This is a genomic window from Streptomyces sp. SID5469 (genome assembly GCF_009862865.1).
In the GTDB taxonomy this organism is placed as follows: Bacteria; Actinomycetota; Actinomycetes; order Streptomycetales; family Streptomycetaceae; genus Streptomyces; species Streptomyces avermitilis.
The window spans coordinates 4,156,352-4,181,713 of record NZ_WWIN01000001.1 but is presented as its reverse complement, the minus strand read 5'-3'; the positions used below and the strand labels follow the sequence as shown (position 1 = coordinate 4,181,713).

25 protein-coding genes are annotated in these 25,362 nt (G+C 71.9%); 9 read left to right on the top strand and 16 right to left on the bottom strand.

Going from position 1 to position 25,362, the window contains the following annotated elements:
* The first annotated feature begins 3 nt into the window (after nt 1–3).
* Complete coding sequence (locus GTY58_RS17615) at nt 4–1,287, top strand: thymidine phosphorylase (RefSeq protein ID WP_010984795.1); 1,284 nt, start codon at nt 4–6, stop codon at nt 1,285–1,287.
* A gap of 171 nt (nt 1,288–1,458) precedes the next feature.
* On the top strand, nt 1,459–1,803 hold the full coding sequence (locus GTY58_RS17610; protein ID WP_037644936.1) for an STAS domain-containing protein: 345 nt from the start codon (nt 1,459–1,461) through the stop codon (nt 1,801–1,803).
* On the opposite strand, the gene GTY58_RS17605 is transcribed toward GTY58_RS17610, so the two are convergent.
* The 3 genes from GTY58_RS17605 to GTY58_RS17595 all read right to left on the bottom strand — a co-directional run bounded on the left by GTY58_RS17605 (nt 1,696) and on the right by GTY58_RS17595 (nt 5,402).
* Entirely contained in the window at nt 1,696–2,700 is a 1,005-nt protein-coding gene (locus GTY58_RS17605; RefSeq protein ID WP_010984793.1) for a sigma-70 family RNA polymerase sigma factor, read from the bottom strand. The genes GTY58_RS17610 and GTY58_RS17605 overlap by 108 nt on opposite strands.
* Before the next feature lie 138 nt (nt 2,701–2,838).
* Nucleotides 2,839–3,969, bottom strand: a complete 1,131-nt coding sequence (dnaN, locus tag GTY58_RS17600; protein WP_010984792.1) for a DNA polymerase III subunit beta — start codon at nt 3,967–3,969, stop codon at nt 2,839–2,841.
* A gap of 140 nt (nt 3,970–4,109) precedes the next feature.
* A complete protein-coding gene (locus GTY58_RS17595; RefSeq protein WP_010984791.1) occupies nt 4,110–5,402 on the bottom strand; it encodes an MFS transporter in 1,293 nt (430 codons plus the stop codon).
* 63 nt (nt 5,403–5,465) lie between these two features.
* Here GTY58_RS17595 and GTY58_RS17590 point away from each other — a divergent pair, with 63 nt between their 5' ends.
* Nucleotides 5,466–6,419, top strand: coding sequence for a LysR family transcriptional regulator (locus GTY58_RS17590; protein ID WP_010984790.1), 954 nt, complete (start codon nt 5,466–5,468; stop codon nt 6,417–6,419).
* An 87-nt stretch (nt 6,420–6,506) separates the two neighbouring features.
* Here the strand turns inward: GTY58_RS17590 and GTY58_RS17585 are convergent, their stop codons facing one another.
* Nucleotides 6,507–7,271 (bottom strand): prolyl oligopeptidase family serine peptidase, encoded by a 765-nt coding sequence (locus tag GTY58_RS17585; RefSeq protein WP_010984789.1) that lies wholly within the window; start codon nt 7,269–7,271, stop codon nt 6,507–6,509.
* 113 nt (nt 7,272–7,384) lie between these two features.
* On the opposite strand from GTY58_RS17585, the gene GTY58_RS17580 reads away from it, so the two are divergent.
* A complete protein-coding gene (locus GTY58_RS17580; protein WP_037644938.1) occupies nt 7,385–8,539 on the top strand; it encodes an adenosine deaminase in 1,155 nt (384 codons plus the stop codon).
* Nucleotides 8,540–8,669: 130 nt separating this feature from the next.
* Nucleotides 8,670–9,002 carry a hypothetical protein gene (locus GTY58_RS17575; protein WP_010984787.1) on the top strand — a complete coding sequence of 111 codons (333 nt, stop codon included), beginning with the start codon at nt 8,670–8,672 and terminating at the stop codon, nt 9,000–9,002.
* Nucleotides 9,003–9,111: 109 nt separating this feature from the next.
* Here the strand turns inward: GTY58_RS17575 and GTY58_RS17570 are convergent, their stop codons facing one another.
* The 5 genes from GTY58_RS17570 to afsQ1 all read right to left on the bottom strand — a co-directional run bounded on the left by GTY58_RS17570 (nt 9,112) and on the right by afsQ1 (nt 12,984).
* Nucleotides 9,112–9,315 (bottom strand): PspC domain-containing protein, encoded by a 204-nt coding sequence (locus tag GTY58_RS17570; RefSeq protein ID WP_010984786.1) that lies wholly within the window; start codon nt 9,313–9,315, stop codon nt 9,112–9,114.
* A gap of 88 nt (nt 9,316–9,403) precedes the next feature.
* Nucleotides 9,404–9,955 (bottom strand): VanZ family protein, encoded by a 552-nt coding sequence (locus GTY58_RS17565; protein ID WP_010984785.1) that lies wholly within the window; start codon nt 9,953–9,955, stop codon nt 9,404–9,406.
* A 127-nt stretch (nt 9,956–10,082) separates the two neighbouring features.
* On the bottom strand, nt 10,083–10,745 hold the full coding sequence (locus tag GTY58_RS17560; protein ID WP_237528808.1) for a hypothetical protein: 663 nt from the start codon (nt 10,743–10,745) through the stop codon (nt 10,083–10,085).
* On the bottom strand, nt 10,745–12,310 hold the full coding sequence (locus GTY58_RS17555; RefSeq protein ID WP_010984783.1) for a HAMP domain-containing sensor histidine kinase: 1,566 nt from the start codon (nt 12,308–12,310) through the stop codon (nt 10,745–10,747). The genes GTY58_RS17560 and GTY58_RS17555 overlap by 1 nt, the downstream gene beginning before the upstream one ends.
* Nucleotides 12,307–12,984 (bottom strand): two-component system response regulator AfsQ1, encoded by a 678-nt coding sequence (gene afsQ1 / locus GTY58_RS17550; RefSeq protein ID WP_010984782.1) that lies wholly within the window; start codon nt 12,982–12,984, stop codon nt 12,307–12,309. Before afsQ1 ends, GTY58_RS17555 begins: the two co-directional genes overlap by 4 nt.
* A 321-nt stretch (nt 12,985–13,305) precedes the next feature.
* On the opposite strand from afsQ1, the gene GTY58_RS17545 reads away from it, so the two are divergent.
* Nucleotides 13,306–14,085: a SigE family RNA polymerase sigma factor gene (locus tag GTY58_RS17545; RefSeq protein ID WP_078234421.1), complete on the top strand. Its 780-nt coding sequence runs from the start codon at nt 13,306–13,308 to the stop codon at nt 14,083–14,085.
* A 196-nt stretch (nt 14,086–14,281) separates the two neighbouring features.
* Here GTY58_RS17545 and GTY58_RS17540 read toward each other — a convergent pair whose 3' ends face one another.
* Nucleotides 14,282–14,911 (bottom strand): uridine kinase, encoded by a 630-nt coding sequence (locus GTY58_RS17540; RefSeq protein WP_078234422.1) that lies wholly within the window; start codon nt 14,909–14,911, stop codon nt 14,282–14,284.
* Nucleotides 14,912–15,039: 128 nt separating this feature from the next.
* Here GTY58_RS17540 and GTY58_RS17535 point away from each other — a divergent pair, with 128 nt between their 5' ends.
* Nucleotides 15,040–15,435 carry a hypothetical protein gene (locus GTY58_RS17535; RefSeq protein WP_010984779.1) on the top strand — a complete coding sequence of 132 codons (396 nt, stop codon included), beginning with the start codon at nt 15,040–15,042 and terminating at the stop codon, nt 15,433–15,435.
* 212 nt (nt 15,436–15,647) lie between these two features.
* Here the strand turns inward: GTY58_RS17535 and GTY58_RS17530 are convergent, their stop codons facing one another.
* The 3 genes from GTY58_RS17530 to deoC are packed head-to-tail and all read right to left on the bottom strand — an operon-like array spanning nt 15,648 to nt 18,981.
* Nucleotides 15,648–16,556 (bottom strand): aldehyde dehydrogenase family protein, encoded by a 909-nt coding sequence (locus GTY58_RS17530; RefSeq protein WP_010984778.1) that lies wholly within the window; start codon nt 16,554–16,556, stop codon nt 15,648–15,650.
* Nucleotides 16,549–17,985 (bottom strand): aldehyde dehydrogenase family protein, encoded by a 1,437-nt coding sequence (locus GTY58_RS17525; RefSeq protein WP_010984777.1) that lies wholly within the window; start codon nt 17,983–17,985, stop codon nt 16,549–16,551. Before GTY58_RS17525 ends, GTY58_RS17530 begins: the two co-directional genes overlap by 8 nt.
* 6 nt (nt 17,986–17,991) lie before the next feature.
* Nucleotides 17,992–18,981: a deoxyribose-phosphate aldolase gene (gene deoC, locus GTY58_RS17520; protein WP_010984776.1), complete on the bottom strand. Its 990-nt coding sequence runs from the start codon at nt 18,979–18,981 to the stop codon at nt 17,992–17,994.
* 167 nt (nt 18,982–19,148) lie between these two features.
* On the opposite strand from deoC, the gene GTY58_RS17515 reads away from it, so the two are divergent.
* Nucleotides 19,149–19,799 (top strand): PH domain-containing protein, encoded by a 651-nt coding sequence (locus GTY58_RS17515; RefSeq protein ID WP_037645227.1) that lies wholly within the window; start codon nt 19,149–19,151, stop codon nt 19,797–19,799.
* A 242-nt stretch (nt 19,800–20,041) separates the two neighbouring features.
* Nucleotides 20,042–21,721: a hypothetical protein gene (locus GTY58_RS17510; RefSeq protein ID WP_010984774.1), complete on the top strand. Its 1,680-nt coding sequence runs from the start codon at nt 20,042–20,044 to the stop codon at nt 21,719–21,721.
* A gap of 176 nt (nt 21,722–21,897) precedes the next feature.
* Here GTY58_RS17510 and GTY58_RS17505 read toward each other — a convergent pair whose 3' ends face one another.
* The 3 genes from GTY58_RS17505 to GTY58_RS17495 form a co-directional block, all read right to left on the bottom strand.
* Nucleotides 21,898–23,529 carry a phospho-sugar mutase gene (locus tag GTY58_RS17505; protein ID WP_010984773.1) on the bottom strand — a complete coding sequence of 544 codons (1,632 nt, stop codon included), beginning with the start codon at nt 23,527–23,529 and terminating at the stop codon, nt 21,898–21,900.
* Between the two features lie 201 nt (nt 23,530–23,730).
* Nucleotides 23,731–24,555 carry a purine-nucleoside phosphorylase gene (locus GTY58_RS17500; RefSeq protein ID WP_010984772.1) on the bottom strand — a complete coding sequence of 275 codons (825 nt, stop codon included), beginning with the start codon at nt 24,553–24,555 and terminating at the stop codon, nt 23,731–23,733.
* A gap of 301 nt (nt 24,556–24,856) precedes the next feature.
* The gene (locus GTY58_RS17495; RefSeq protein WP_010984771.1) at nt 24,857–25,294 is read right to left on the bottom strand and encodes a gamma-glutamylcyclotransferase; all 438 of its coding nucleotides are present in this window, start codon (nt 25,292–25,294) and stop codon (nt 24,857–24,859) included.
* Nucleotides 25,295–25,362 lie beyond the last annotated feature (68 nt).

Below are 25,362 nucleotides of genomic sequence, written 5' to 3'. Positions count from 1 at the left end.
GCCATGGCCATGGACGCCATCTCCGTCATCCGCACCAAGCGTGACCGCGGTGAGCTCAGCGACGCGCAGATCGACTGGGTCATCGACGCGTACACGCGGGGCGAGGTCGCCGACTACCAGATGGCCGCCCTCAACATGGCGATCCTGCTCAACGGCATGAACCGTCGCGAGATCGCCCGCTGGACCGCCGCGATGATCGCGTCGGGCGAGCGCATGGAGTTCTCGGCGCTGTCCCGCCCGACCGCCGACAAGCACTCGACGGGCGGCGTCGGCGACAAGATCACGCTCCCGCTGGCCCCCCTCGTCGCGGCCTGCGGCGCGGCCGTCCCGCAGCTGTCGGGCCGCGGCCTCGGCCACACCGGCGGCACGCTGGACAAGCTGGAGTCGATCCCCGGCTGGCGGGCCCTGCTGTCCAACGAGGAGATGCTGCACGTCCTCGACACGACGGGCGCGGTGATCTGCGCGGCGGGCGACGGCCTGGCCCCGGCCGACAAGAAGCTGTACGCGCTCCGGGACGTCACCGGCACGGTCGAGGCGATCCCCCTGATCGCCTCCTCGATCATGTCGAAGAAGATCGCGGAGGGCACCGGCTCGCTGGTCCTGGATGTGAAGGTCGGCTCCGGCGCCTTCATGAAGACCATCGAGGACGCCCGCGAACTGGCCTCCACGATGGTGGGCCTGGGCACCGATCACGGCGTGAAGACGGTCGCGCTCCTGACGGACATGTCGACCCCGCTGGGCCTGACGGCGGGCAACGCCCTCGAGGTCCGCGAGTCGGTGGAGGTGCTGGCGGGCGGCGGCCCGGCGGACGTCGTCGAGCTGACCGTCGCGCTGGCCCGCGAGATGCTGGACGCGGCCGGTGTGAAGGACGCGGACCCGGCGAAGGCCCTGGCCGACGGCTCCGCGATGGACGTGTGGCGCCGCATGATCGCCGCGCAGGGCGGCGACCCGGACGCGCAGCTGCCCACCGCGCGCGAGCGGCACGTGGTGACGGCCCCGTCCTCGGGCGTCCTGACCCGCCTGGACGCGTACGACATCGGCGTCGCCGCCTGGCGTCTGGGCGCCGGACGCGCCCGTAAGGAGGACCCGGTGCAGGCGGGCGCGGGCATCGAGATGCACGCCAAGCCGGGCGACACGGTGACCGCGGGCCAGCCCCTGCTGACCCTGCACACGGACACCCCCGAGCGTTTCGAGTACGCACTGGAGTCGGTGGACGGCTCGTACGACATCGCGCCCACGGGCACGGACTTCAAGGCCACGCCGGTGGTGCTGGAGCGTATCGCCTGACCTGGACTCTCTCATCCGGGTGAACGGGATCGGTGGACCTCCACCGGTCCCGTTCGGCATGCCGGGACTGGTGACGCACCGACAGGAGACGATGCCGATGCCGACGGCGATGGCCGCGAACGGGCTCCGATGAGTTCCACCGCCCGCCCCGGTCTACCGAACGTGGATGCCATGACACCCGCAGTACTGGTCCTGCCCGCCGCCGTCAGCCAGGACGCCGTGGCGAGGCTGTGCGAGGACGTGCGCGCGCTGCTGGAGTCCACCGGCGCGGGTGTGGTCGTGTGCGACGCGGCTGCGCTCGGGCCGCCGGGCCTGGCGGCCGTCGACGCGCTGGCCCGCCTGGAGCTGGCCGCCCGCCGGACCGGGGGCCGGATCAGGGTCCGCGCCCCGGCTCCCGCCCTGCGCGCGCTACTCGATCTCGTCGGCCTCCGCTTCGAGGTGGAGGGGGAGGCCGAAGAGCGGGAACCAGCGCTTCGTGTCGAGGAAGAAGTGGAACCCGGTGAGCCGGCCGTCTGAGATCTCCAGGACCTGGAGCGCCCAGGGAGTGAAACCGCCCGCCTCCGGGTCCGGCTTGTACTGGGCGAAGCCCGGCAGGCCGTTGACCTGGACCGGCAGCAGCCGCGAGCCCGCGCAGGCCGCGCCGAGCGTGGTCATGAAGCCGGTGATGTCCGGCGTGCCGCACAGCCACAGGTCGAACGGCGGCATCGTCATCACCGCGTCCTCGTGCAGCAGCGCCGTCAGCGCCGCCATGTCGTACCCCTCGAACGCCGCCACATAGCGCTCCAGCAGCTTCTGCTGCTCCTCGTCGAGCGGGTCGGACACGGCGGCGTCCGCGGCGGCGCCCTCGCTGTCGGCGAGCGTCGCCCGCGCCCGCTGGAGCGCGCTGTTGACCGAGGCGACCGAGGTGTCGAGCAGCTCCGCGACCTCGCTCGCCTTCCACGCCAGCACCTCGCGCAGGATCAGCACCGCCCGCTGCTTGGGCGGCAGTCGCTGGAGCGCGGCCATGAACGCGAGCCGCACGGACTCCTTGGCCACGGCCGCCTCGGCCGGGTCGCTCGCCGTCGGCAGCACGCGCACGTCGGGCATCGGCTCCAGCCAGGTGCTGTCGGGGCGCGGGGAGAGCGCGGCCTGGGCGAGGGGGGTGGAGTCGGTCAGGTCCATGGGCCGGGCGCGCTTGTTGCCCGCCGTCAGCATGTCCAGACAGACATTCGTCGCGATCCGGTACAGCCAGGAGCGGAGGCTGGAGCGGCCCTCGAACTTCTCGTAGCTCCGCCAGGCGCGGACCATCGTGTCCTGCACCGCGTCCTCGGCCTCGAAGGAGGAGCCGAGCATCCGATAGCAGTACCCGGTCAGCTCGACCCGGTGCTTCTCCAGCCGGACGTCCAGGTCCGTCGTCGCCGTGCCGTCACTCATCGCCAACCCACCCCTGTGGCCGTTCCCGTCGCCTCGTCGCGCCGGCACTTCGGAAGCTACCGCAGCCCACTGACAACGGCCCCCCGAGCGGGAAAATGCCCAGGTCGGACCGGCTGTCGACGACTGCTCCCGGCTGCCTCAGACCAGTTGCCTCACGGACATGAGCAGATGCCGGTGCGCGGTGTCCGGCTCGCCGCCGTCCGCCACCGCCGTGAGCAGCGTCCGCTGTCCGGCCCCCAGCAGCTCCAGCCGCACCCGGGGCGCCTCGAAGGAGTTCAGCGCGTCCAGCAGATACCCCGGGTTGAACGCCGCCGTGACCTCTTCGGCACCGCTCAGCACGGCGGGCAGCCGCTGCGCGGCCACGTCGTCGCCGTACCCGGCGCCCAGCAGCACCGTCCCGTCCGGCGCCGAGAAGTCCAGCCGCACCGGACTGTTCGCCTCCGCCACCACCGCGACCCGCCGTACCGCCTCCGCCAGCGCCCCGCACTCGACCTCGGCGACCGCGGCCCCCGCCACGGCGAACAGCGACCCGTACTTCGGCAGCCGCCCCTCCAGCAGCCGTACGACCGTACGCATCCGACCGCCCTCGAAGCCGATCAGCCCGCCGGCCGCCCGGTCGAAGCCGATGCGGACGTCACCGGAGCGGGCCAGTGAGCGCGCGATGTCGAGCAGCCGCCGCGCGGGCAGCAGCGCCTCCACGACTCCGTCGGCCGCCGCCTCCGGCTGCCACCCCAGCGTCCGCACGGCATAGCGGTAGCGGTCCGACGCGGCCAGCGTCATCGCGTCGCCGTCCAGGCGCAGCTGTACGCCGGTGAGCACCGGCAGGGTGTCGTCGCGTCCGGCGGCGACGGCGACCTGGGAGACGGCGCTCGCGAACGCGTCGGCGTCCACGCTGCCGTACGGCTCGGGCGGTACGGGCAGCGCCGGGTACTCCTCGCGCGGCAGCGTCGACAGGCCGAACCGGGTGCCGCCCGCCTCCACCGTGAACCGCGTCCCCTCCAGCACACAGCTCACCGGACCGTCCGGCAGCACCCGGCAGATGTCCAGCAGCCTGCGCCCGAGGACGAGCACCTGCCCTTCCGCCACTGTCTCCGCGTCGGTCCCGATGCGCGCGGCCGCCTCGAAGTCGAACCCCGAGACGCTCAGCCGCCCCGCGTCCGCCGTCAGCAGCAGCCCGCCCAGTACCGGCACCGGCGAACGCGCGGGCAGTGCGCGGGCCGCCCAGCCCACCGCCTCGGCGAACGCCCCGCGTTCGACCTGGAACTCCATCAACAATCCCCCTGCTCGGCCCAGTTGTCGCGCGGACGCTACACGCGACCACTGACAACGGGCGCCGACCAGGGGGAACGAGGGGGAACCAGAGGGAATCCGGGGGAATCAGGGGAAGGGGGCGGAGGGGAGTGCGGAGCTCAGTGCGCCGGCACCGGACTCCGTCGCGCCTGCGCCCGTGCCGCGTGCGAGCCGAACACCGTGATCGTCACGACGCCGAGCACCGCGAGCAGGCCCAGGGTGACCGTGCCCGCCCAGCCGCCCGCGTGGAAGGCGACCGCGCCGAGCGTGCTGCCCGCGCTGGAGCCGATGTAGTACGCGGACTGGTACAGGGCGGAGGCCTGGGCGCGGCCCCGCTTCGCCGTGTGGCTCACCGCCGACGACGCCACCGCGTGCCCCGCGAAGAAGCCCGCCGTGATCAGCACCAGGCCCAGCAGCACGAACACCAGGGAGCCGGCCAGGGACAGCAGCAGGCCCGCCGTGGTCGTACCGCCCGCCAGGTACAGCGAGCCCCGCCGACCGAGGCGGTCGACCAGCCGTCCGGCCGTCGACGCCGAGACCGTACCCACCAGGTACACCAGGAAGACCGAGCCGATGATGCCCTGCGGCAGCGAGAACGGCGCCTCCGTGAGGCGGTAGCCGATCACCGTGTAGACCCCGCCGAACACCATCATGAACAGCGCGCCGATCGCGTACAGCCGGCACAGCAGCGGGTCGGCGAGGTGGTCGCGGACCGTGCGGGCCAGCACGCGGGGCCGCAGCGAGCCCGGCGTGAAGTGCTTCGGGGCCGGAAGCAGCAGCCGGAACGCGAACGCGCAGGCCACCGCGAGGAACCCGATCGTGCCGACGGCGACCCGCCAGCCCCACTCCTGTGCCACCCAGCCGGTGATGACCCGGCCGCTCATGCCGCCGACGCTGTTGCCCGCGACGAACAGCCCGATCGCGGTGATCAGCGCCTTGGGGCGGACCTCCTCGGCCAGATACGCCGTCGCCGACGCCGGCAGGCCCGCCAGCGCCGCGCCCTGCACCGCCCGCAGCGCGATCAGCGCGCCGATCGACGGGGCGAAGGGGACCAGCAGACCCACCGAGACCGCGACCGCCAGCGACGCCGTCATCAACGTACGCCGTCCGAACCGCTCCGACAGCGCGCTCATCGGCAGCACGAACAGCGCCAGGCCGCCCGTCGCGGCCGACACCGTCCAGCTCGCCTCGCTCGCGGTCACCCCGAGGTCGGAGGAGATCAGCGGGAGGAGAGCCTGGGTGGAGTAGAGGAGCGCGAAGGTCGCCACCCCGGCGAGGAAGAGGGCGAAGCTCATCCGGCGGTAACCGGGCCCGCCCGGGGCCATACGGGAGTCGGCGGCGGGGTCGGCGGTGGCGGAAACGGACGGGACGGCGCCCACGGTGGCGGGCGCCTCGGTACTGGCGGAAGGCATGCTTCGAAAGTAGGAGTCCCGCCACTCATCCGTCCAATGCATGAAACCGCCATAATCGTTCCCATGGTGCATCAGCAGAGGTCACAGGCCCACCTGTCACCGTCCAGTGACACAGAAGACATCGTCGCATTGCTCGCTCCACGCCTTGCGTACTTCGCCGGGGTGGCCCGCACCGAGCACGTCACCCGGGCCGCGCAGGAGATGCAGGTCCCGCAGTCCACCCTCTCCCGCTCCCTGGTCCGCCTCGAGCAGGACCTGGGCGTCGACCTCTTCGCCCGCCGCGGCCGCACGGTCTCGCTCACCCCGGCCGGCCGTACGTTCCTCGCCTCCGTCGAGCGCGCGCTCGCCGAGATCGAGCGGGCCGCCGACGAGGTGCGCGCCGACGCCGACCCGGCCACCGGCAAGGTCGCCTTCGGCTTTCTGCACACCATGGGCTCCGAGACCGTGCCCGGGCTGATCCGAGCCTTCCGCGCCGATCATCCGCGCGTCCGCTTCAGCCTCGTCCAGAACTACGGCGAGGCGATGATCGAGCGGCTGCGGGCCGGGGAGTTGGACCTCTGTCTGACCTCGCCCGTGCCGGACGCGCCCGACCTGGTGGCCCGCCGGCTCGACGAGCAGAAGCTGCGGCTCGTCGTCCCGGCCGACCACCGCCTCGCCGCACGCAAGCGCGTGCGCCTCGCCGAGGCCGCCGACGAGACCTTCGTGACCCTCGAACCCGGTTACGGGCTGCGCCGTATCACCGACGACGTCTGCCAGGAGGCCGGTTTCAGACCGCGCATCGCCTTCGAGGGCGAGGAGGCGGAGACGCTACGGGGCCTGGTCGCCGCCGGGCTCGGGGTCGCCCTCCTGCCGCCACCGGCCGTGCCCCGCCCGGGAGTTGTCGAGCTGACGGTCACGGCCCCGCGCGCGGTCCGCGAGATCGGCGTCGCCTGGCTGGACGGCCACCCGGACACACCGCCGGTGGCCGCCTTCAAGAAGTTCCTGCTGTCCAGAAGGGGACATCTGCTGCCCGACTGAGCCGACTGAGCCGGTTGATCCGGCTGATTCGGCTGCCCTTCGGCCACCCGTCACCCACCGCTGCCGGACCGGCCCGCGCGGGAGCGCTCAACGCCGCTTCAGCGACCGCCCGAACCCGGCCGCCAGTGGCATCCGCAGCCCCAGCGGCGGCGGCGCGGCGAGCGCGTCCTCCACCGGGCGGGAGAAGGCGTGCCCGAACAGCACGCCCATGACGAAGTCCTCGGCCAGTGCCAGCACTTCGGACCGGTGCTGATGCAACCCGTGTCCGTCGGAGTGCACTTCGAAGCGGCAGATGTCGCGGTTCGTCTTCTTCGCCCGGGACGCCAGCCGGAACGACAGCTCGGGGTCGGTGCGCTGGTCGTTCGTGCCGTGCACGAGGAGCACGCGCCGTCCGGAGAGCTGCTTCACCGGTTCGGGTGGCGCGGCCACGTCCTCCTCCGGCAGCCAGGGAGCGAGCGCCAGCACCGAGTTGACGGCTGTGTGCCCGCCCGCGCGCAGCGCCGCCCGCCCGCCCATGTCCACGCCGGCGAGACAGACGGGGACGTCCCCGTAGCGGCGTACGACCTCGCCCGCGGCCCAGGACGCGTCGTGCGCCAGATGCGCCTCGCTGCCGTTCCAGCCGCGATAGCGGTAGTGCACCACATGCGTGACCAGGCCTTCGTCGCGTCCCGCGCGCGCGAGATGGCGCCCGAGCGCCCGTACGGAAGCGGTCGGGAGTACGGGGGACGGTCTGCGGGTGGAGGCCTCGTCGCCGCCCGGGAGCAGTAGCACCACTCCGCTCACCGCCGTCGGCTCCGGGCCGAGCGTCCTCCCCAGCCGGGCCGTGCGAACCGGCGTCGCTTGGTGTGCCATGACAGAACAGTGTCAGAAGCATCGGTGTACGCCACCCGTCCGCCGGGTCACTGTTGGATATCGACGCTTCGTCGTGCCCGGAGCTCTACGCGCGTAGGGCTTATGGTGCGGAAATGACGAGCCAGCACCAGAACACCCCTAGCTCGGAACAGATCCGCCGGGCGCCCAAGGTCCTGCTCCACGATCACCTCGACGGGGGGCTGCGCCCCGGCACGATCGTCGAACTCGCCCGCGACGCCGGGTACTCCGGGCTCCCCGAGACCGACCCCGACAAACTCGGCATCTGGTTCCGCGAGGCCGCCGACTCCGGTTCGCTGGAGCGGTATCTGGAGACCTTCGCCCACACCTGCGCCGTCATGCAGACCCGTGCGGCGCTCGTGCGGGTCGCCGCCGAGTGCGCCGAGGACCTCGCCGCGGACGGGGTCGTCTACGCCGAGGTGCGGTACGCGCCCGAGCAGCACCTGGAGGCCGGGCTCAGCCTCGAAGAGGTCGTCGAGGCCGTCAACGAGGGCTTCCGGGCCGGCGAGCGGCGGGCCAAGGAGGATGGCAACCGCATCCGGGTCGGCGCGCTGCTCACCGCCATGCGGCACGCGGCCCGCGCCCTGGAGATCGCCGAACTCGCCAACCGCTACCGGGATGCGGGCGTCGTCGGATTCGACATCGCGGGCGCCGAGGCGGGCTTCCCGCCCACCCGGCACCTCGACGCGTTCGAGTACCTCAAGCGCGAGAACAACCACTTCACGATCCACGCCGGGGAGGCCTTCGGTCTTCCGTCGATCTGGCAGGCCCTCCAGTGGTGCGGCGCCGACCGGCTCGGTCACGGCGTGCGCATCATCGACGACATCCAGGTGCGCGAGGACGGCTCGGTGAAGCTGGGCCGCCTCGCCTCGTATGTGCGCGACAAGCGCATCCCGCTGGAGCTGTGCCCGAGCTCCAACCTCCAGACGGGCGCCGCGTCCTCGTACGCCGACCACCCCATCGGGCTGCTGCGGCGGCTGCACTTCAGGGCCACGGTGAACACCGACAACCGGCTGATGTCGGGGACGAGTATGAGCCGCGAATTCGAGCACCTTGTCGACGCTTTCGGCTACACGCTCGATGACATGGCCTGGTTCTCCGTCAATGCTATGAAATCCGCATTCATTCCTTTCGATGAACGACTGGCCATGATCAATGACGTCATCAAGCCTGGATATGCCGAGCTGAAATCCGAATGGCTGTTCAAGCAGACGGCTTCCACCAGCAGTTCTGCGGCATCCGAGGAGTAAGTGGAGCGCAACGGAAGCGGCCGGGTCCGCTGGATTCGGCCGCTTTTGGATGTTTGCGGAGCGCGGCTTTGCGTGTTTACGGTCGTGGACCGCTCACATCCCCGTCAACGGATCCAAGGACGCATTCCATATGAAGCAGTCTGCTGCCAAGACTCTCGGTGTCGCCGCGCTCGGTGCCGCCTTCGCCGCCGCGGGCGCGGGCGTCGCCAGTGCGGCCCCGGCCGTGCCGGACGCCTCCTCGGCGCTGGACACCGTCACCCGCACGCTGCCGGCGGACAACGTCACCCAGGTGCTGCCCGGCTCGCGTGAGGCGCTGAGCCAGGGTCAGAACGCGGTCGGCGCGGGTGTGGCCGCGGCCAAGCCCACCGCGGCCAAGGCCCTCAATGGCGGTCCGGCCGCGCCGGTCGCCGGACTGCTGGGCGGGCTGCCGCTGAAGGGGCTGCCCACCACGACACTGCGGTGACCACGATTCCGCTCGGCTGAGACCGTTCGTCCCGGCCGTTCGTCTCGTACGACGTCGATGGGGCGCACCCGGCTCGGGTGCGCCCCTCGGCATGTGCGGAGCGGTGCGGTCACCAGGCCGTACGGCCGGCCTTGTGCTCCGACGGGAACAGGATCCACAGCGCGATGTAGAGCAGGAACTGCGGGCCCGGAAGCAGGCACGACAGCAGGAAGATCACGCGCATCGTGGTCGCGGAGGTGCCGAAGCGCCGTGCCAGCGCTGCGCAGACTCCGCCGATCATCCGGCCGTCGGTGGGGCGGGAAATGGCGGTCATGAGGGCTCCTTCGCGAACCGTGGGACAGGCAGTCCGTCTGCCTTGATGTCCTCGACGCTACGGGGACGAAGCGGGCCGAAGCGTCGCTCTACGGTGCGATCCCGACCCTGGGAATCGTCGGGGTCAGACCCTGAGAGAGCTCCTCCCGGCCCAGGGCCGCACGGCGCCGCGTCTCGGCCCGGCGGCGGAGCCGGGCCCGGCCCGCGGGCACGATCGCCAGATGGGCCAGGGCCACGCCCACCGTGTTGAGCAGCAGGGAGTCGACGTCCACGACCTGTCCCGGCACCCCGGTCTGGAGCAGTTCGATGCCCAGCGAGATCAGGGCGCCCGCGGCGACCGTACGGGTCAGCGAGGCGAGCGGGGAGACGGCGAGCCGCCCCGCCACCATCGGCAGCAGCACGCCGAGCGGGGCGAGCAGCCCGAGGCCCTCACCGATCCGGCGCACCGCCTCCCGCGGGCCCAGGGCGAGATCGGCCCTGATACCGGCGAAGGGATGCAGGTTGGCGGGGCTCACCCAGGGAACGTCCAGCGGGCGCAGCGTGATCCAGACGACGAGCATGAGGTGTGCGGCCAGGAGGACACCTCCTGCCACACGGACGCGGATCACGGCACTGCCGCCGCCTGAGCCTTGACGCTGCACGCCCCCCAAGACGCCGGGTCCGGCGGGATCGGTTCCGTGTTGCGTCCCTGCGTGTGAGTGGCACAGCACACGTAGGGGTCTCCAGGGCCGGCCCGGCTCCGGGACGGACGAGCGCCCCGGCGGCGGTTCAGCCTGTCTTGACCTCGGTCGACGGTGGCTCCTGGGTGCCCGGCCGGGAGCGCACCTCCGTCGTGCACTCGTAGCGGCGCGGTGAACCGGTGTCCGGGCCGCCGAGGATGACCGCGCCGTCGTCGGCGGCGGTCGCCTCCGAGTTGGCGAACGTGCAGACGAGCTGCGCCAGCGCGTACGAGGTGAGCCGCCGGGGCGACGTGCTCAGCCGGAAGGTGTTCCCGGGGTCCTTGGCGCGGGGCCCGCTCACCTTGATGCCGCCGTTCACGTCGCTCGTGTAGCCCGCCTGCTTCTCGGCGGACGACGGGGTCCGGGCGAGTTCGTCGAGCAGCCCCTGGGCCACCAGCACCCGGCGCCCGGCCTCCGCCGTGCCGTCCGGGATGCGCACCGAACGGTCCACCGTCACCAACTGCGAGGCGCACAGCAGGAAGACCTGGACCGGGATGCCGGGACTGCCCTGGGTGGAGAGGTCCGGCGCCGACAGGGCACAGGGCACCCGCGACGGCGCGGGCCCGAAGTCGGTCGGGACCTGCGTGGCCCGGATACCGCAACCGGTGAGCAGCGCGGCCAGCAGCGGGAGGGCCAGCCAGGGACGCGGACGGGCCGCGGGCCGGGGACGTGAACCCACGGCAGTGAAGGGGCGTACGCCTCGTACCGTCATCAGGCGTTGCCCTCCGTGCCGTGCCCGTTCTGCCCCTCGTCCTCCGCGATCAGCGGTGACGGGTCGCGGGGCAGACGCAGCGTGAACACGGCGCCGCCCTTCAGGGAGTTGGCGGCCGTGATCTCGCCGCCGTGGATGTGCGCGTTCTCCAGCGCGATGGACAGTCCCAGACCGCTGCCCTCGGAACGGGGGCGCGAGGCGCTCGCCTTGTAGAAGCGGTCGAAGACGTGCGGCAGGACGTCCTCGGGGATGCCCGGACCGTGGTCCCGCACCTCGATGACCAGGTCCTCCGCCTCCGTACGGACGGACACGCGGACCGGCGAGCCGCCGTGCTTGAGCGCGTTGCCGATCAGGTTCGCCAGGATGACGTCGAGGCGGCGCGGGTCGAGGCGGCAGATGTTGCCGCGCTCGGCGTCGAGATCGACGGCGTCCAGCCAGGCGCGCGCGTCGATGCACGCGGTGATCTGGTCGGCGATGTCCACGTGGTCGAGGACGAGCCGTGCCGTGCCCGCGTCGAAGCGGGTGACCTCCATGAGGTTCTCGACCAGGTCGTTCAGCCGGCGCGTCTCGCTGACCACCAGCCGTACGGCCGGTTCGATCATCGGGTCCACGCTGCCCGTCTCGGCGTCGAGCTCCTCCTCGAGGACCTCGGTGACGGCGGTGATCGCCGTGAGGGGCGTACGGAGTTCGTGGGACATGTCGGCGACGAAGCGCCGCGAGGCCTCGTCACGGGCGCTCATGTCCGCGACCCGCTTCTCCAGGGACTCGGCCGTCCGGTTGAACGTCCGTGACAGATCGGCCAGTTCATCGGTGCCGGACACCCGCAGACGGGTGTCGAGCTTGCCCTCGCCGAGGCGCCGGGCGGCGATGCCGAGGCGGTGCACCGGCTTCAGGACGGTCGTCGCGGCGGCCTGCGCGAGCAGCGCCGAACCGATCAGGGCGAGGCCCGTCGCGATGCCCAGCGACCAGGCGAGGGAGTTGAGGTCCTTGGCCTCCGGCTCTAGTGACTTGAGCATGTAGCCGGTCGGGCCGCCGCCGATCACCTTCGCGCCGCCCACCAGATACGGCTTGCCGCCTTCGGTGACCCGCTGCCAGTACAGGTGGTACGCGTGCTTGTTGCCGCCCGACACGGACTGCTTCTTGTTCACCGCCGTTCGCAGGGACTCCGGTACGTCCTCCAGCGTGAAGGTGTCCAGGTCGGAGTTGCCGGTGACGGTCTTGCCGTTCGCGTCCTCGGCGACCAGCAGCACGCTGAAGCGCTGGCTGCTGGTTCCCATCTGCCCGGCGGTGTGCTGGAGTTCGTCCTGCGTCGGGTGCACGGGCAGCGCGCTCGCCCGGTTCTGCATCTCCTGCTGGAAGTCACGCAGCACCGCGTCCTGGGTGCGGGTGAGCACGGCCTCGCGGTTGAGCCAGTACGCGATCCCGGAGGCCGAGACGGCGGCGGTGAGCGCCACCAGGCCGAAGACGACGACGAGACGCAGCCGCAGGCTGGTGAAGCGCAGACCGGACAGGATCGCCTTGCGGGCCGCGGCCCAGCCGCGGAGCTTGTCCTGCGGTTTGGTCACTGAGGAGAGTCCAGCCGGTAGCCGACCCCGCGCACGGTACGGATGAGCGTGGGGGAGGAGGGAACGTCCTCGACCTTGGCCCGCAGCCGCTGCACACACGCGTCCACGAGCCGTGAGTCGCCGAGGTAGTCGTGCTCCCAGACGAGCCGCAGCAGCTGCTGACGGGACAGCGCCTGGCCGGGCCGCCTGCTCAGTTCGAGGAGCAACCGCAGCTCGGTCGGCGTCAGTTGCAGGTCCTCGCCGTTCTTGGTGACCGTCATGGCCGCCCGGTCGATGACCAGGGACCCGAAGGTCGCCGAGTCGTTGGCCTCGCGCTCGCCGCGCCGCAGCACGGCCCGGATCCGGGCGTCGAGCACCCGCCCCTGCACGGGCTTCACGACATAGTCGTCGGCGCCGGACTCCAGCCCGACCACCACATCGATGTCATCGTTGCGCGCGGTCAGCAGAATGATCGGCAGCTGGTCCGTGCGCCGGATGCGCCGGCACACCTCGAACCCGTCGATGCCCGGCAGCATCACGTCCAGCACGATCAGGTCCGGCCGTTGCTCGCGCAGCAGCTTCAAACCGTCCTCGCCGGTGGCAGCGGTGGCCACACGGTGTCCCTGGCGAGTCAAAGAGAGCTCCAGGGCCGTACGGATGGCGTCGTCGTCCTCGATCAGCAACAGGGAAGGCACGGGGGTCATTCTGGCCCATGGGAGGGCCGGTTTCGACCGTTGGAGCGCTCCCATACATGTCCCGCATACGAAGGAGCCCGCGCGCGGGCCGTGCGCGGGTCGCACGCGAGCGGTCCCGTGTCGTCTGCGTAGCCATACGACTCTTCTCTGTGATCGCACTGTGACGCGCCCGTGCGCGGGCCCTGTGACAGGTCTGTGACAGTCGGCGGACACGGCCATGAAGTGACCCCGGCAAGCTTTTCGACACAAGCAAGGCAGCACCACCGCAGGACAGCAGGGCAAGACCGCAGGGATACCGGACTCCACGACGGGGGGCGCGAGATGAACACGCTGCACAGCACCAGCACTGGCGCAGTTGTCACGCGTCTGCACGACGTCATCCGGAACACCGAGAAGTCCGGTGCCGTGAGCGGGCGGGGGTGCGCTCGCGGCACCGGGCGTCAACACACCGGGTCCGTACAGCAAGGGCGTACGCCCTACATGACGGTGGTTGACGCACTCACGGGGGGAAGCGGTACGGGGGTACAGGCTCACGGGGGAGCCGCGTACGGGGAGGACACGGGGGAGCGTCGCTCGGTGTCGGAGGCGGAGTTCACCGCCTACGTCCAGGAGCGCCGCGCCTCCCTGTACGCAACCGCCTACCACCTCACCGGCGACCGCTTCGAGGCCGAGGACCTGCTGCAGAGCGCGCTGTTCTCGACGTACCGGGCGTGGGACCGGATCAGCGACAAGGCGGCCGTCGGCGGCTACCTGCGTCGCACCATGACCAACCTGCACATCAGCGCGTGGCGCCGCCGCAAGCTGAACGAGTACCCGACCGAGGAACTGCCGGAGACCGCCGGTGACACGGACGCGATGCGCGGCACCGAGCTGCGCGCCGTCCTGTGGCAGGCGCTGGCCCGGCTGCCGGAACTCCAGCGCACCATGCTGGTCCTCCGTTACTACGAGGGCCGCACGGACCCGGAGATCGCGGAGATCCTCGACATCAGTGTCGGCACGGTGAAGTCCAGCATCTGGCGGTCGCTCCGCCGGCTGCGCGAGGACGAGGTCCTCAGCTTCGGCCGTGACGAGGAGGAGTCCTTCGGGGAGCTTGTCGCCTGAAGGTCTGGGGGGAGCAAGTAACGGGGGGAGCACGGGGGAAGTACGGGGGAGCGGTACCGGGGGGACCAACGGGGTCACGGGGGACCGCGGGGGATGCAACACCAGCACGGGGGAGCACGAAGAGAGCGGGACTGGAGGGCCGGGGGGTCCATCCAGTCCCGCTTTTTCGTGCCGTTGCCGGCGGCAGCCCCAGGGCCTAGGCCGTCGCCTTCGCGCAGCGTCCCGCCGCCGCTGCCGCCATGCGGCCCAGTGCCTCGTCCCGGTCGCAGGGGTGGGCGCCGAGGGCCGTCTGCCGGGTGACGATCGAGCGTTCGGCGCGCATCAGGCGCCAGCCGCGGCGCAGGAGGAAGGGGATGGACTTGCGGCCTTCCTTGAGGTCGCGCAGGAAGCGGCGGCGGAAGGTGGTGAGCGGGCCGCGGGTCAGGCAGAGGGCGTCGGCGAGAAGGCCCAGCTCGCGGCAGCGGTCCACGATCTCGGCGGCGAAGATGCCCTCCGCGATGAACAGCGGCGTCCGCTCGATGTGCAGCGTCTCCGCGCCGGTGCGGGCGCTCAGCGCGATGTCGTACACCGGCACGGTCGTACGGCTCGTCGCGCACAGCTCGGCGATCGCCGCGACGGCGGTGTCCGCGTCCCACGACAGCGGATGGTCCCAGTCGATGTCCGAACTCCCCTCCACCAGCGGCAGCGTCGGGTCGTCGCCCTCTTTGTAGAAGTCGTCGAGCCGCAGCACGGGCAGGCCGGAGCGGGCGGCGACGAGGGACTTGCCCGAGCCGGAAGGGCCGCAGAGCAGCACGACGCGGGTAGGTATCGGGGGATGGAGACTCACGAGACACCAGTCTGAGGCATCAGGCGGGCGGCGCCGACCCCGCGGGACGCCGTTGGAGCGCACATCACATCTCAACTACCCTTGGTGCCGACCTGATTACCTTGCGCAGCAGAAGGTGGCATCAGCCCATGGCACGACACGCCTCCCTCCCGAATCCGACCGCTCGGCGTGCCCTGGTCGCTCTCGCGACCGCGGCACTCGGGGCGGGCGCGGCCACGGCGTCGGCGCAGGCCGCCCCCGCCGTCGACGCGACGCACAACCGGCCCGCATCGACGGGCGCCATCGACTCGCAGGCTGGGCTCCGGCCGCTCACGGGCACGGTCGGGTACGTCACGGGACCGGTCGAGGGGCTCAAGCCCAACCCGCTCGCGGGCACGGGCGTCGATCCGCTCGACAACGGCGTCGGCACCCAGGTCGCCGACTTCAAGCCGCTCTCGTCGAAGGCCCTGACGGGGCCGCTCGCACAGGCGCCGTCCGTCGGAAGCACCCCGGTGCTCGGTCGGGCGGCGGGGCTGCTGCACTGACGCCACGCACGGAGAGAGCCGCGCTCCCCCTGGACGGAGGGGAAGCGCGGCTCTCCGTGTGCACGGGACCCCGGGGACACGGATCGGGGTCCCGAGACCTTGGCAGGACGTGAACCTGAAACCTCGGTTGGGCCCGAGGCCTCAGTGGGACCTGAGAGCTCAGTGGGACCTGAGAGCTCAGTAGGACCTGAGAGCTCGGCAGGTCCGAGACCTCAGTAGGAGGAGCCCGACGCGCCCAGTGACCCCGTCGGGTGCCAGACCGTCTTCGTCTCCAGGAAGGCCGTCAGGCGCTCGGTACCCGGGGTCCGCGAATAATCCACAGGCTGTGGACGGAGAACCCGCTTCAGGTTGTCCGCGGCCGCGATCTCCAGTTCCTTCGCCAGCTCGTCGTCGGCGCCCGCGAGGTCGATCGCGTTGACGTCCTGGTGGGCGGCGAGGGGGGCGGCGATCTCCGCCGTCTTGCCGGAGAGGACGTTGACGACGCCGCCCGGCAGGTCGGACGTGGCCAGCACCTCGCCCAGCGACAGCGCCGGGAGCGGGGACTTCTCGCTCGCGATCACGATCACCGTGTTGCCGGTCGCGATCACCGGGGCGATCACCGAGACCAGGCCCAGGAACGACGACTCCTGGGGGGCCAGGACGGTGACCACGCCGGTCGGCTCCGGGGTGGACAGGTTGAAGAACGGGCCCGCCACCGGGTTTCCGCCACCGACCACCTGGGCGATCTTGTCGGTCCAGCCCGCGTACCAGACCCAGCGGTCGATCGCGGCGTCGACGACAGCGGCGGCCTTGGACTTCGACAGCCCCTCGGCGTCCGCGACCTCGCGCACGAACTGGTCCTTGCGGCCCTCCAGCATCTCGGCGACGCGGTAGAGGATCTGGCCGCGGTTGTACGCGGTCGCGCCGGACCAGCCGCCGAAGGCCTTGCGGGCCGCCACCACGGCGTCACGGGCGTCCTTGCGGGAGGAAAGGGGCGCGTTCGCCAGCCACTTGCCCTTCGAGTCCGTCACCTCGTACACCCGGCCGCTCTCGGAACGCGGGAACTTCCCGCCGACGTACAGCTTGTAGGTCTTGAAGACACTCAGTCGCTGCTGCTCGGTCTTGTCGGTCTTCTCAGACATCGAGGTACGCCTCCAGGCCGTGACGGCCGCCCTCGCGGCCGAAGCCCGACTCCTTGTAACCGCCGAACGGCGAGGTCGGGTCGAACTTGTTGAACGTGTTGGCCCAGATGACGCCCGCGCGGAGCTTGCTCGCGACGGCCAGGATCCGGGAGCCCTTCTCGGTCCAGATGCCCGCCGAGAGGCCGTACTGGGAGTTGTTGGCCTTGGCGACGGCCTCGTCCGGGGTGCGGAAGCTGAGGACGGAGAGCACCGGGCCGAAGATCTCGTCGCGGGCGATGGTGTGCGCCTGGGTGACGTTGGTGAACAGCGTCGGCGCGAACCAGTAGCCGGACGACGGGAGTTCGCAGGCCGGGGACCAGCGCTCGGCGCCCTCCGCCTCGCCCTGGTCGACGAGTGAGGTGATACGGGACAGCTGCTCGGCCGAGTTGATCGCGCCGATGTCCGTGTTCTTGTCCAGCGGGTCGCCGAGGCGGAGGGTGGACAGGCGGCGCTTCAGGGAGTCGAGCAGCTCGTCCTGGACCGACTCCTGTACGAGGAGACGGGACCCGGCGCAGCAGACCTGGCCCTGGTTGAAGAAGATGCCGGTGACGATGCCCTCGACGGCCTGGTCGATGGGGGCGTCGTCGAAGACGATGTTGGCGCCCTTGCCGCCCAGTTCGAGGGTGACCTTCTTCTCCGTGCCCGCGACCTGGCGCGCGATGGCCTTGCCGACGGCCGTGGAGCCGGTGAAGGCGACCTTGTTGACGTCCGGGTGCTCGACGAGGGCGGCGCCCGCGTCGCCGTACCCGGGAATGATGTTGACGACGCCCTTGGGAAGGCCCGCCTGGCGGCAGATGTCCGCGAAGAACAACGCCGACAGGGGCGTGGTCTCGGCGGGCTTCAGGACGACCGTGTTGCCGGTCGCGAGCGCCGGGGCGATCTTCCACGCCAGCATCAGGAGGGGGAAGTTCCAGGGGATGACCTGGCCGGCCACGCCCAGCGGGCGCGGGTTCGCGCCGAACCCGGCGTGGTCGAGCTTGTCGGCCCAGCCCGCGTAGTAGAAGAAGTGCGCGGCGACCAGGGGGAGGTCGGCGTCCCTCGTCTCCTTGATGGGCTTTCCGTTGTCCAGGGTCTCCAGGACGGCGAGCTCGCGGGAGCGCTCCTGGATGATCCGGGCGATACGGAACAGGTACTTGGCGCGCTCGGAGCCGGGCAGCGCCGACCACTTCTCGAAGGCCTTGCGGGCGGCCTTCACGGCCCGGTCGACGTCCGCCTCGCCCGCCTGGGCGATCTCGGAGAGGACCTCTTCGGTGCTCGGGCTGACCGTCTTGAAGACCTTGCCGTCGGCGGCCTCGGTGAACTCGCCGTCGATGAAGAGCCCGTACGACGGGGCGATGTCGACGACGGAGCGGGACTCGGGCGCCGGTGCGTATTCGAATGCGGAAGCCATGATGGATCAGTCCACCGTCACGTAGTCGGGGCCGGAGTAGCGGCCGGTGGCCAGCTTCTGACGCTGCATCAGCAGGTCGTTCAGGAGCGAGGAGGCGCCGAAGCGGAACCAGTGGTTGTCCAGCCAGTCCGCGCCCGCCGTCTCGTTGACCAGAACGAGGAACTTGACGGCGTCCTTGGTGGTGCGGATGCCACCGGCCGGCTTCACGCCGATCTGGATCCCGGTCTGGGCACGGAAGTCGCGCACCGCCTCCAGCATGAGCAGGGTGTTCGCGGGCGTCGCGTTCACCGCCACCTTGCCGGTCGAGGTCTTGATGAAGTCCGCCCCGGCCAGCATGCCGAGCCAGCTCGCGCGGCGGATGTTGTCGTACGTCGAGAGCTCGCCGGTCTCGAAGATGACCTTGAGGCGGGCGCTGGTCCCGCAGGCCTCCTTCACGGCGGTGATCTCGTCGTACACCTTCATGTACTTGCCCGCGAGGAACGCCCCGCGGTCGATGACCATGTCGATCTCGTCGGCGCCCGCGGCGATCGCGTCGCGCACGTCGGCCAGCTTCACGTCCAGCGCGGCGCGGCCGGCCGGGAAGGCGGTGGCGACGGAGGCGACCTTCACGCCGGAGCCGGCGACGGCTTCCTTGGCGGTGGCCACCATGTCGGGATAGACGCAGACGGCGGCCGTGCTGGGCGTCGTGCGGTCGGTCGGGTCGGGGTGCACCGCCTTGGCGCCGAGCGCCCGGACCTTGCCCGGGGTGTCCGCACCTTCCAGCGTCGTCAGGTCGACCATCGAGATGGCGAGGTCGATCGCGTACGCCTTCGCGGTCGTCTTGATGGAACGGGTGCCGAGCGAGGCGGCGCGCGCCTCGAGGCCGACCGTGTCGACGCCGGGCAGCCCGTGGAGGAAGCGGCGCAGCGTGCTGTCGGACGCGGCCACGTCGCCGAGTGCGTGGGAGGGGGCACCGCCCTGGTCGAGCGAAGCCGAGAGCTTGGGGGAGGTGGGCATGGTCACCAGCCGAGCATATCTACGCGCGTAGCAGCTGTACACCCCCGGGGACTCTTCGAGGGTGCCACAGTGCGGGGCGCCGCGGGCGAGCACGGTCGCACACCGTGTAGGGCACGGTTGCGTACCAGGTACGGGCACCCTCGCACCCGTCGGGCAGAATCGTGACCATGACGACCCCGGATCACCAGTCACCCGTGCCGGACTCCTCGGAACCTTCGGGATCCCAGTCCAGGGACCGGATCTACCGGTCGCCCTCCGGCATCGTGGGCGGTGTGCTGCTGCTCGCCCTCGTGGGCTGGCTCGGTGTCGACGCGCTGGTCTCGGGCCACGGGCGCACGCCCTGGCTGGCCCTCGCCACGCTGATCCTGCTCGTTCCGCTGGTGGTCGCCTTCACGCTGCGCCCCGCCGTCTTCGCGAACGAGGACCGGCTGCGCATCCGCAACCCCTTCCGCGTCATCACGCTGCCCTGGGGCAGCGTCGCCTCGCTGCGCTCCGGCTACTCCAACGAGGTGGTCGTCAAGTCCGGCACCAAGTACCAGCTGTGGGCGGTGCCCGTCTCGCTGCGCGCCCGCAAGAAGGCGACCCGGCAGCAGAACCGCGCCGCGGCGCAGGCCCGCACCGGCGCGGCGGCGGCCCTGGACGCCGGGCCCCGGCGCGCCCAGACCGACCAGGTCATGGACGACCTGCGCGAGCTGGCCGAGGCCCACGAGTCGGCGGAGCGCGCGCAGGGAGAGCCGAGCGTGCGCTGGGCGTACGAGGTGATGGGGCCGGCGATCGCCGGTGCCGTGGTGCTGGTGATCCTGCTCGCGACGGGGTGACGGGTGACGGGTGACGGGGTGAGGGGCGACGGGGTGACCGGCGGTGGGCTGGCAGTCGGCGGGGCGACGGTGGTGGTCCTCAGCCGGGAGCCCCTGGGCGTGATGTGACCCTGAGCCGGGAGCCGGGAGCCGGGAGCCGGGAGCCGGGAGCCGGGAGCCGGGAGCCGGGAGCCGGGAGCCGGGAGCCGGGAGCCGTGGGAGGGCGGGGCTGTGAGCCTCGCGGTGCGTGAGTCTGGGAGACGATGAACAACCCTGTACAGCAGCCCGTGCTGCGCCTGCCCGAGTCCGCCGTGCCCGACGGGTGCCGTCCCTGGGACGGTGCGCAGGCGGCCCGCTGGGCGGGCGCGCTGCCGCCCGGGTGGACGCTGGCGCACCTCCGTATGCGACTGGTGTTCGGGGGGACCTGCCTCGGCGTGATCGGCGCGTTCTGGCTGACCACCCTCGCGGATCTGAAGCCGTTCGTGGCCGCGCTGCTCCCGCTCCAGATCCTGTGGCTGTTGCGGCGGCCCGAGGTCGCACGGGTCTCGGCGCCCGTCCTGGTCGTGGTGCTGCTGTTGCAACGGCCCGGGCTGCCCTGGGTCTGGTCCGGGCCCGCCGTACTGCTGCTGATCGCGACCTGGGTGGCCGCCGCGGTGCGGCTGCACGCCCGCGGCCGGCAACGGGAGCGCGCGCTCGCCGCCGCCGGTGGCGTGACGGCCGGGGTGCCGGGTGCGGACCGGCGGCTGGAGCGCGGGGCGTTCCTCATCGGTCTCGGGGGAGTGCTCACCGTGCTCGGCGCGGTGCTCGTCGTGACCTCCGGGCTCTGGCAGTCGGGTGACGACCGGCTGGGCTCCGCCACGGTCGGCTGCTTCGTGGCCGGTCTCGGTGTGACCGCCCTCGCCTCCGGCGTACTCGGCCGACGGCGCGCGGCCGCCCTGGGCCGGGCGCCCGCACCGGTGCTGCGGGTGCTCGTGCGCGACGACGCGGCGGCCGACACGGAGGTCTTCGCCGCGGACGACGTGGGGGCGCTGCGGCCGCTGTTCACCGTCTCCTTGCTGGACATGGACGACGACGAGGACGAGGACGAGGACGACGTCGACGGGGACGGCGTCGTCGACGAGGAGGAGCTGGCGGCGCTCCTCAAGGGCCTCGACACCGACGTGCCCGGTCCGCTGCGCGAGGCCGTCCTGTACGGAGCGCCCTACGACGGTGCCGAGGTCGTCGTGGTCAGCGCCGCCCAGGAGGCCGGCGACCCGCCTCTCGTGGAGCGGTCGACGGGGCCGGTGCGTCCGCTGCCGGAGGGGGCGGCGCGGCGTCGTATCGCCGCCGGGAAGGCGAAGGCCGGGCGGGAGGCCCGGCGGCAGGCCGTGTACGAGGAACGGCGGGCGGTGGCGGTCCTGGCGGCGGTACGGGACGGCGGGGGGCCGGCCCGGCGGTGGAGCGCGGGGTGGCTGGACCGGATCACCGTCGTGGCCGTCGTGCTGTGGGGCTGTTACGCGCTCGCCGGTGAGAGCGGGGTCTGGCGGTACGTCATCGGTGCCGGACTGGGTCTTCTCGGGGTGTGCCTGCTGCCCGGCCACCTCGCGTGGCGGATCACCGCCGACGCGGCCGGGCTGTGGTTCCGCCGGCTGGGCCGCTCCCGGCACATCGCCTGGGACCACATACGCGTCGTCGAGTGCAAGGGCACCGAACTGAGGGCCGACAGCTATCGGGCCGGCTTCGAGGAGTGGTCGGTGTCCGGGCCGCGATGGCCTTGGCTGGAGCGGAAGTTCGGGCTCATCCACCCGTACGAGCGGGTCGCCGCCGAGATCAACGCCATGTGGCAGGACCCCGCCCTGCGGCCGACCGCCGAGAGCGGCGGGCCGGAGCGAGGCCGTGGACTGTGGCCGGTGGCCGTGGCGATCGGGGTGGCGTGGGCGGCGGCGCTGGTGTTGCTGCCCTGAGCTGAGCTGAGCTGGGCTGGGCTGGGGTGCGGGCCGGTAGTGGGGGCGCGGGTCGGCAGTCGTGGTGCGGGTCGGCTGCGGGGGGTGCGGGGCGGGCCCCGCGTGGAGGGACGTGCCGCGTCGTGGGACGCGACACGTCGCGGGCTCACCGTGTCGGTGGGCCCGCGACGTGTCGGTCAGATGCCCGCTGCCTCGGAGAGGTCCCGCTTGATCGTCTCCAGGAGGTTCGTGGCCTTGGTGCGGGCCGCGGGGAGGTCCTGGCGGGTGCCCACCGGCACCACCACCTCCAGGTAGCACTTCAGCTTCGGCTCCGTACCGCTGGGGCGGACGATGACGCGGGCGCCGTCCAGCGTGTAGCGCAGACCGTCCGTCGGCGGCAGCCGGTCCGTGCCCTTGGTCAGGTCCTCGGACCGGGTGATCGCCAGGCCCGCGAGCCGCGTCGGCGGCTGCTCGCGCAGGCGCCGCATCGCGTTCGCGATCACGGAGAGGTCCTCCACCCGGACCGAGAGCTGGTCCGTGGCGTGCAGGCCGTGCTCCACGGCGATGTCGTCGAGGAAGTCGACAAGGGTGCGGCCCCGCTCCTTGAGCTCGGAGGCGAGCTCCGTGATCAGGAGCGCCGCCGTGATGCCGTCCTTGTCGCGTACGCCCTCGGGGTCGACGCAGTAGCCGAGCGCCTCCTCGTAGCCGTAGCGCAGACCCTCGACGCGGGCGATCCACTTGAAGCCGGTGAGGGTCTCCTCGTACGGCACGCCCGCCTTCTCGGCGATCCGGCCGAGCAGGGAGGAGGAGACGATCGACTCGGCGAACGTCCCGCGCGCGCCCCGGCTGACCAGGTGCTGGGCGAGCAGCGCGCCGACCTCGTCGCCGCGGAGCATGCGCCAGTCGGTGCCGCCCTTGACCGCGACGGCGCAGCGGTCCGCGTCCGGGTCGTTGGCGATGATCAGGTCGGGGTCGGTCTCACGGGCCTTCGCGAAGGCGAGATCCATCGCGCCGGGCTCTTCCGGGTTGGGGAAGGCGACGGTCGGGAAGTCCGGATCCGGCTCGGCCTGTTCGGCGACGAGGACGGGCTCCGGGAAGCCGGCCCGGGCGAAGGCGGCGAGGAGGACGTCCTTGCCGACGCCGTGCATCGCCGTGTAGACGGTGCGGGCGGTGCGGGGGGAGCCCTCGGCCAGTACGGCGTCGGTGCGCGCCAGGTAGGCGTTCAGGACGCTGTCGTCGAGCGTCTCCCAGCCGGAGTCCGGGCGGGGGACGTCGGCGAGGGCGCGGACGGCGTCGATCTCCGCGGCGATCTCCGCGTCCGCCGGGGGGACGATCTGGGAGCCGTCGCCGAGGTAGACCTTGTAGCCGTTGTCGCGCGGCGGGTTGTGGCTGGCGGTGACCTCCACGCCGGCCACGGCGCCCAGGTGCCTTATGGCGTACGCGAGGACCGGCGTGGGGAGCGGGCGGGGGAGGACCGCCGCGCGCAGGCCCGCGCCGGTCATGACCGCGGCGGTGTCGCGGGCGAAGTCGGCGGACTTGTGGCGGGCGTCGTAGCCGATGACGACGAGGCCGCCCTGCTCGCCCTTGGCCTTGAGGTACGCGGCGAGGCCGGCGGCGGCACGGATCACGACGGCGCGGTTCATCCGCATGGGACCGGCGCCGAGCTCACCGCGGAGCCCGGCGGTGCCGAACTGGAGGGTGCCGCTGAAGCGCGCGGCGAGCTCGGTGACGTCCTCGGCGTCGATGAGCTTGGCGAGTTCCTCACGTGTCTCCGCGTCGGGGTCCTCGGCCAGCCACGCCTTGGCCCGTGCGATGAGTTCGTCGTGCACGTCGGGTCAACCTCTCTCTTGTTCCTGCGCGAGTTCTTCCGGCCGCGAGTTCTTCCGGTTCTTCCGGCAGTGAGTTCTTCCGGCAGGGATCGGGGCGGAGTCGTTTCGCTCCCTCCGCCCCTACCCGTCCCGTCCCTCAGGGGCGCGGCGAAAAACGCATACGGCGGCACGCGTCCCGCGGCGGCACGCGTCCCACGGCGGCTAGAGCCGGTTCAGCACCTGGGTCAGCAGCGCGCCCATCCGGGTGGCCGAGTCGCGGCCCGCCTGGAGGACCTCCTCGTGGTTGAGGGGTTCGCCCGTCATGCCGGCGGCGAGGTTGGTGACCAGGGAGAGGCCCAGCACCTCGGCGCCCGCCTCCCGTGCGGCGATCGCTTCCAGGACCGTCGACATGCCCACCAGGTCCGCGCCGATCACCCGGGCCATGCGGATCTCGGCCGGCGTCTCGTAGTGCGGGCCGGGGAACTGCGCGTAGACGCCCTCCTCCAGGGAGGGGTCGACCTCCTTGCACAGCGCGCGCAGCCGCGGCGAGTACAGGTCGGTGAGGTCGACGAAGTTCGCACCGATGATCGGCGAGGTGGCCGTCAGGTTGATGTGGTCGCTGATCAGGACGGGCTGGCCGGGTCGCATGCCCTCGCGCAGGCCGCCGCAGCCGTTGGTGAGCACGATGGTCTTGCAGCCGGCGGCGACGGCGGTCCGTACGCCGTGCGCGACGGCGGCGACCCCGCGGCCCTCGTAGAAGTGGGTGCGGCCGAGGAAGACCAGGGCGCGCTTGTCGCCGATCTTGTACGAGCGGACCTTGCCGCCGTGTCCCTCGACCGCCGGCGGCGGGAAGCCGGGCAGCTCGGTGACCTGGAACTCGGCCTCGGGGGCGCCCAGGGCGTCCACGGCCGGTGCCCAGCCGGAGCCCATCACGAGGGCGACGTCGTGGGTCTCGGCGCCCGTGAGCTCGCGCAGGCGCGCGGCGGCGGCGTCGGCGGCGGCGTGGGGGTCGCCCTGGATGTCGTCCGGAAGAAGAGATGCGTTCACGCGCATGAGCGTAGCTGGTCCAGGCCTACGCGCGTAGATGACAGAGGTCACGGGTTTGCGATCGTTGTCTTGTCGTTTCCGATGAGAAGCCCGACGGGGCCCGGCGAGAGGCGCGACGGAGCCCGGCGAGAAGTCCCACGGAGCGCGGCGAAGCCCGACGAAGCCCGGGGAGCAGGGCGTCCGGGAGGGCGGTCAGGCGGCGGGAAGGAAGCCGGGAACGAAGCCGGGGACGAAGCCGTCCGTGTCGCTGAAGATCTCGACGACGAAGATCAGCAGGCGGCCCACGCCGGGGAGGACCCGCTCAGCACGGTCTCTTGCGCAGCTCCATCACGTAATCGTGCGGTGCCCCCGCCGACTCGGCCGCGTCGGCGAGCTCACCCAGGTAGCGTGCCGAGGGCAGTCCGCCCTCGTAGCCGTTCAGTACGTACACCCACGCGGCCTCCTCGCCCTCCAGGGTGTGCACGCGTACGCGCATGCGCCGGTAGATGTCGAGGCCGACACCCTCCCAGCGGTCCATGGAGTCCTCGTCCATCGGGGCGATGTCGTACAGCGCCACGAAGACCTGGGAGCGCGGGGCCTCGACGATCGTCGCCAGCGCGCCCTCCCAGCCCATGTGCTCGCCGCCGAACGTCAGCCGCCAGTCGTTGAGCCAGCCGGTGGCGCGCAGCGGCGAATGCGGGGCGCGGCGCGTCATGAGCCGCGGGTCGAGATTGCCGGCGTACGCGGCGTAGAGCGACATGGGTTCGAGGGTACGGCAGCGAAACGGCGGCCTCCTGCGTAACAGATGTACCTCCGGTGGCACCCGGG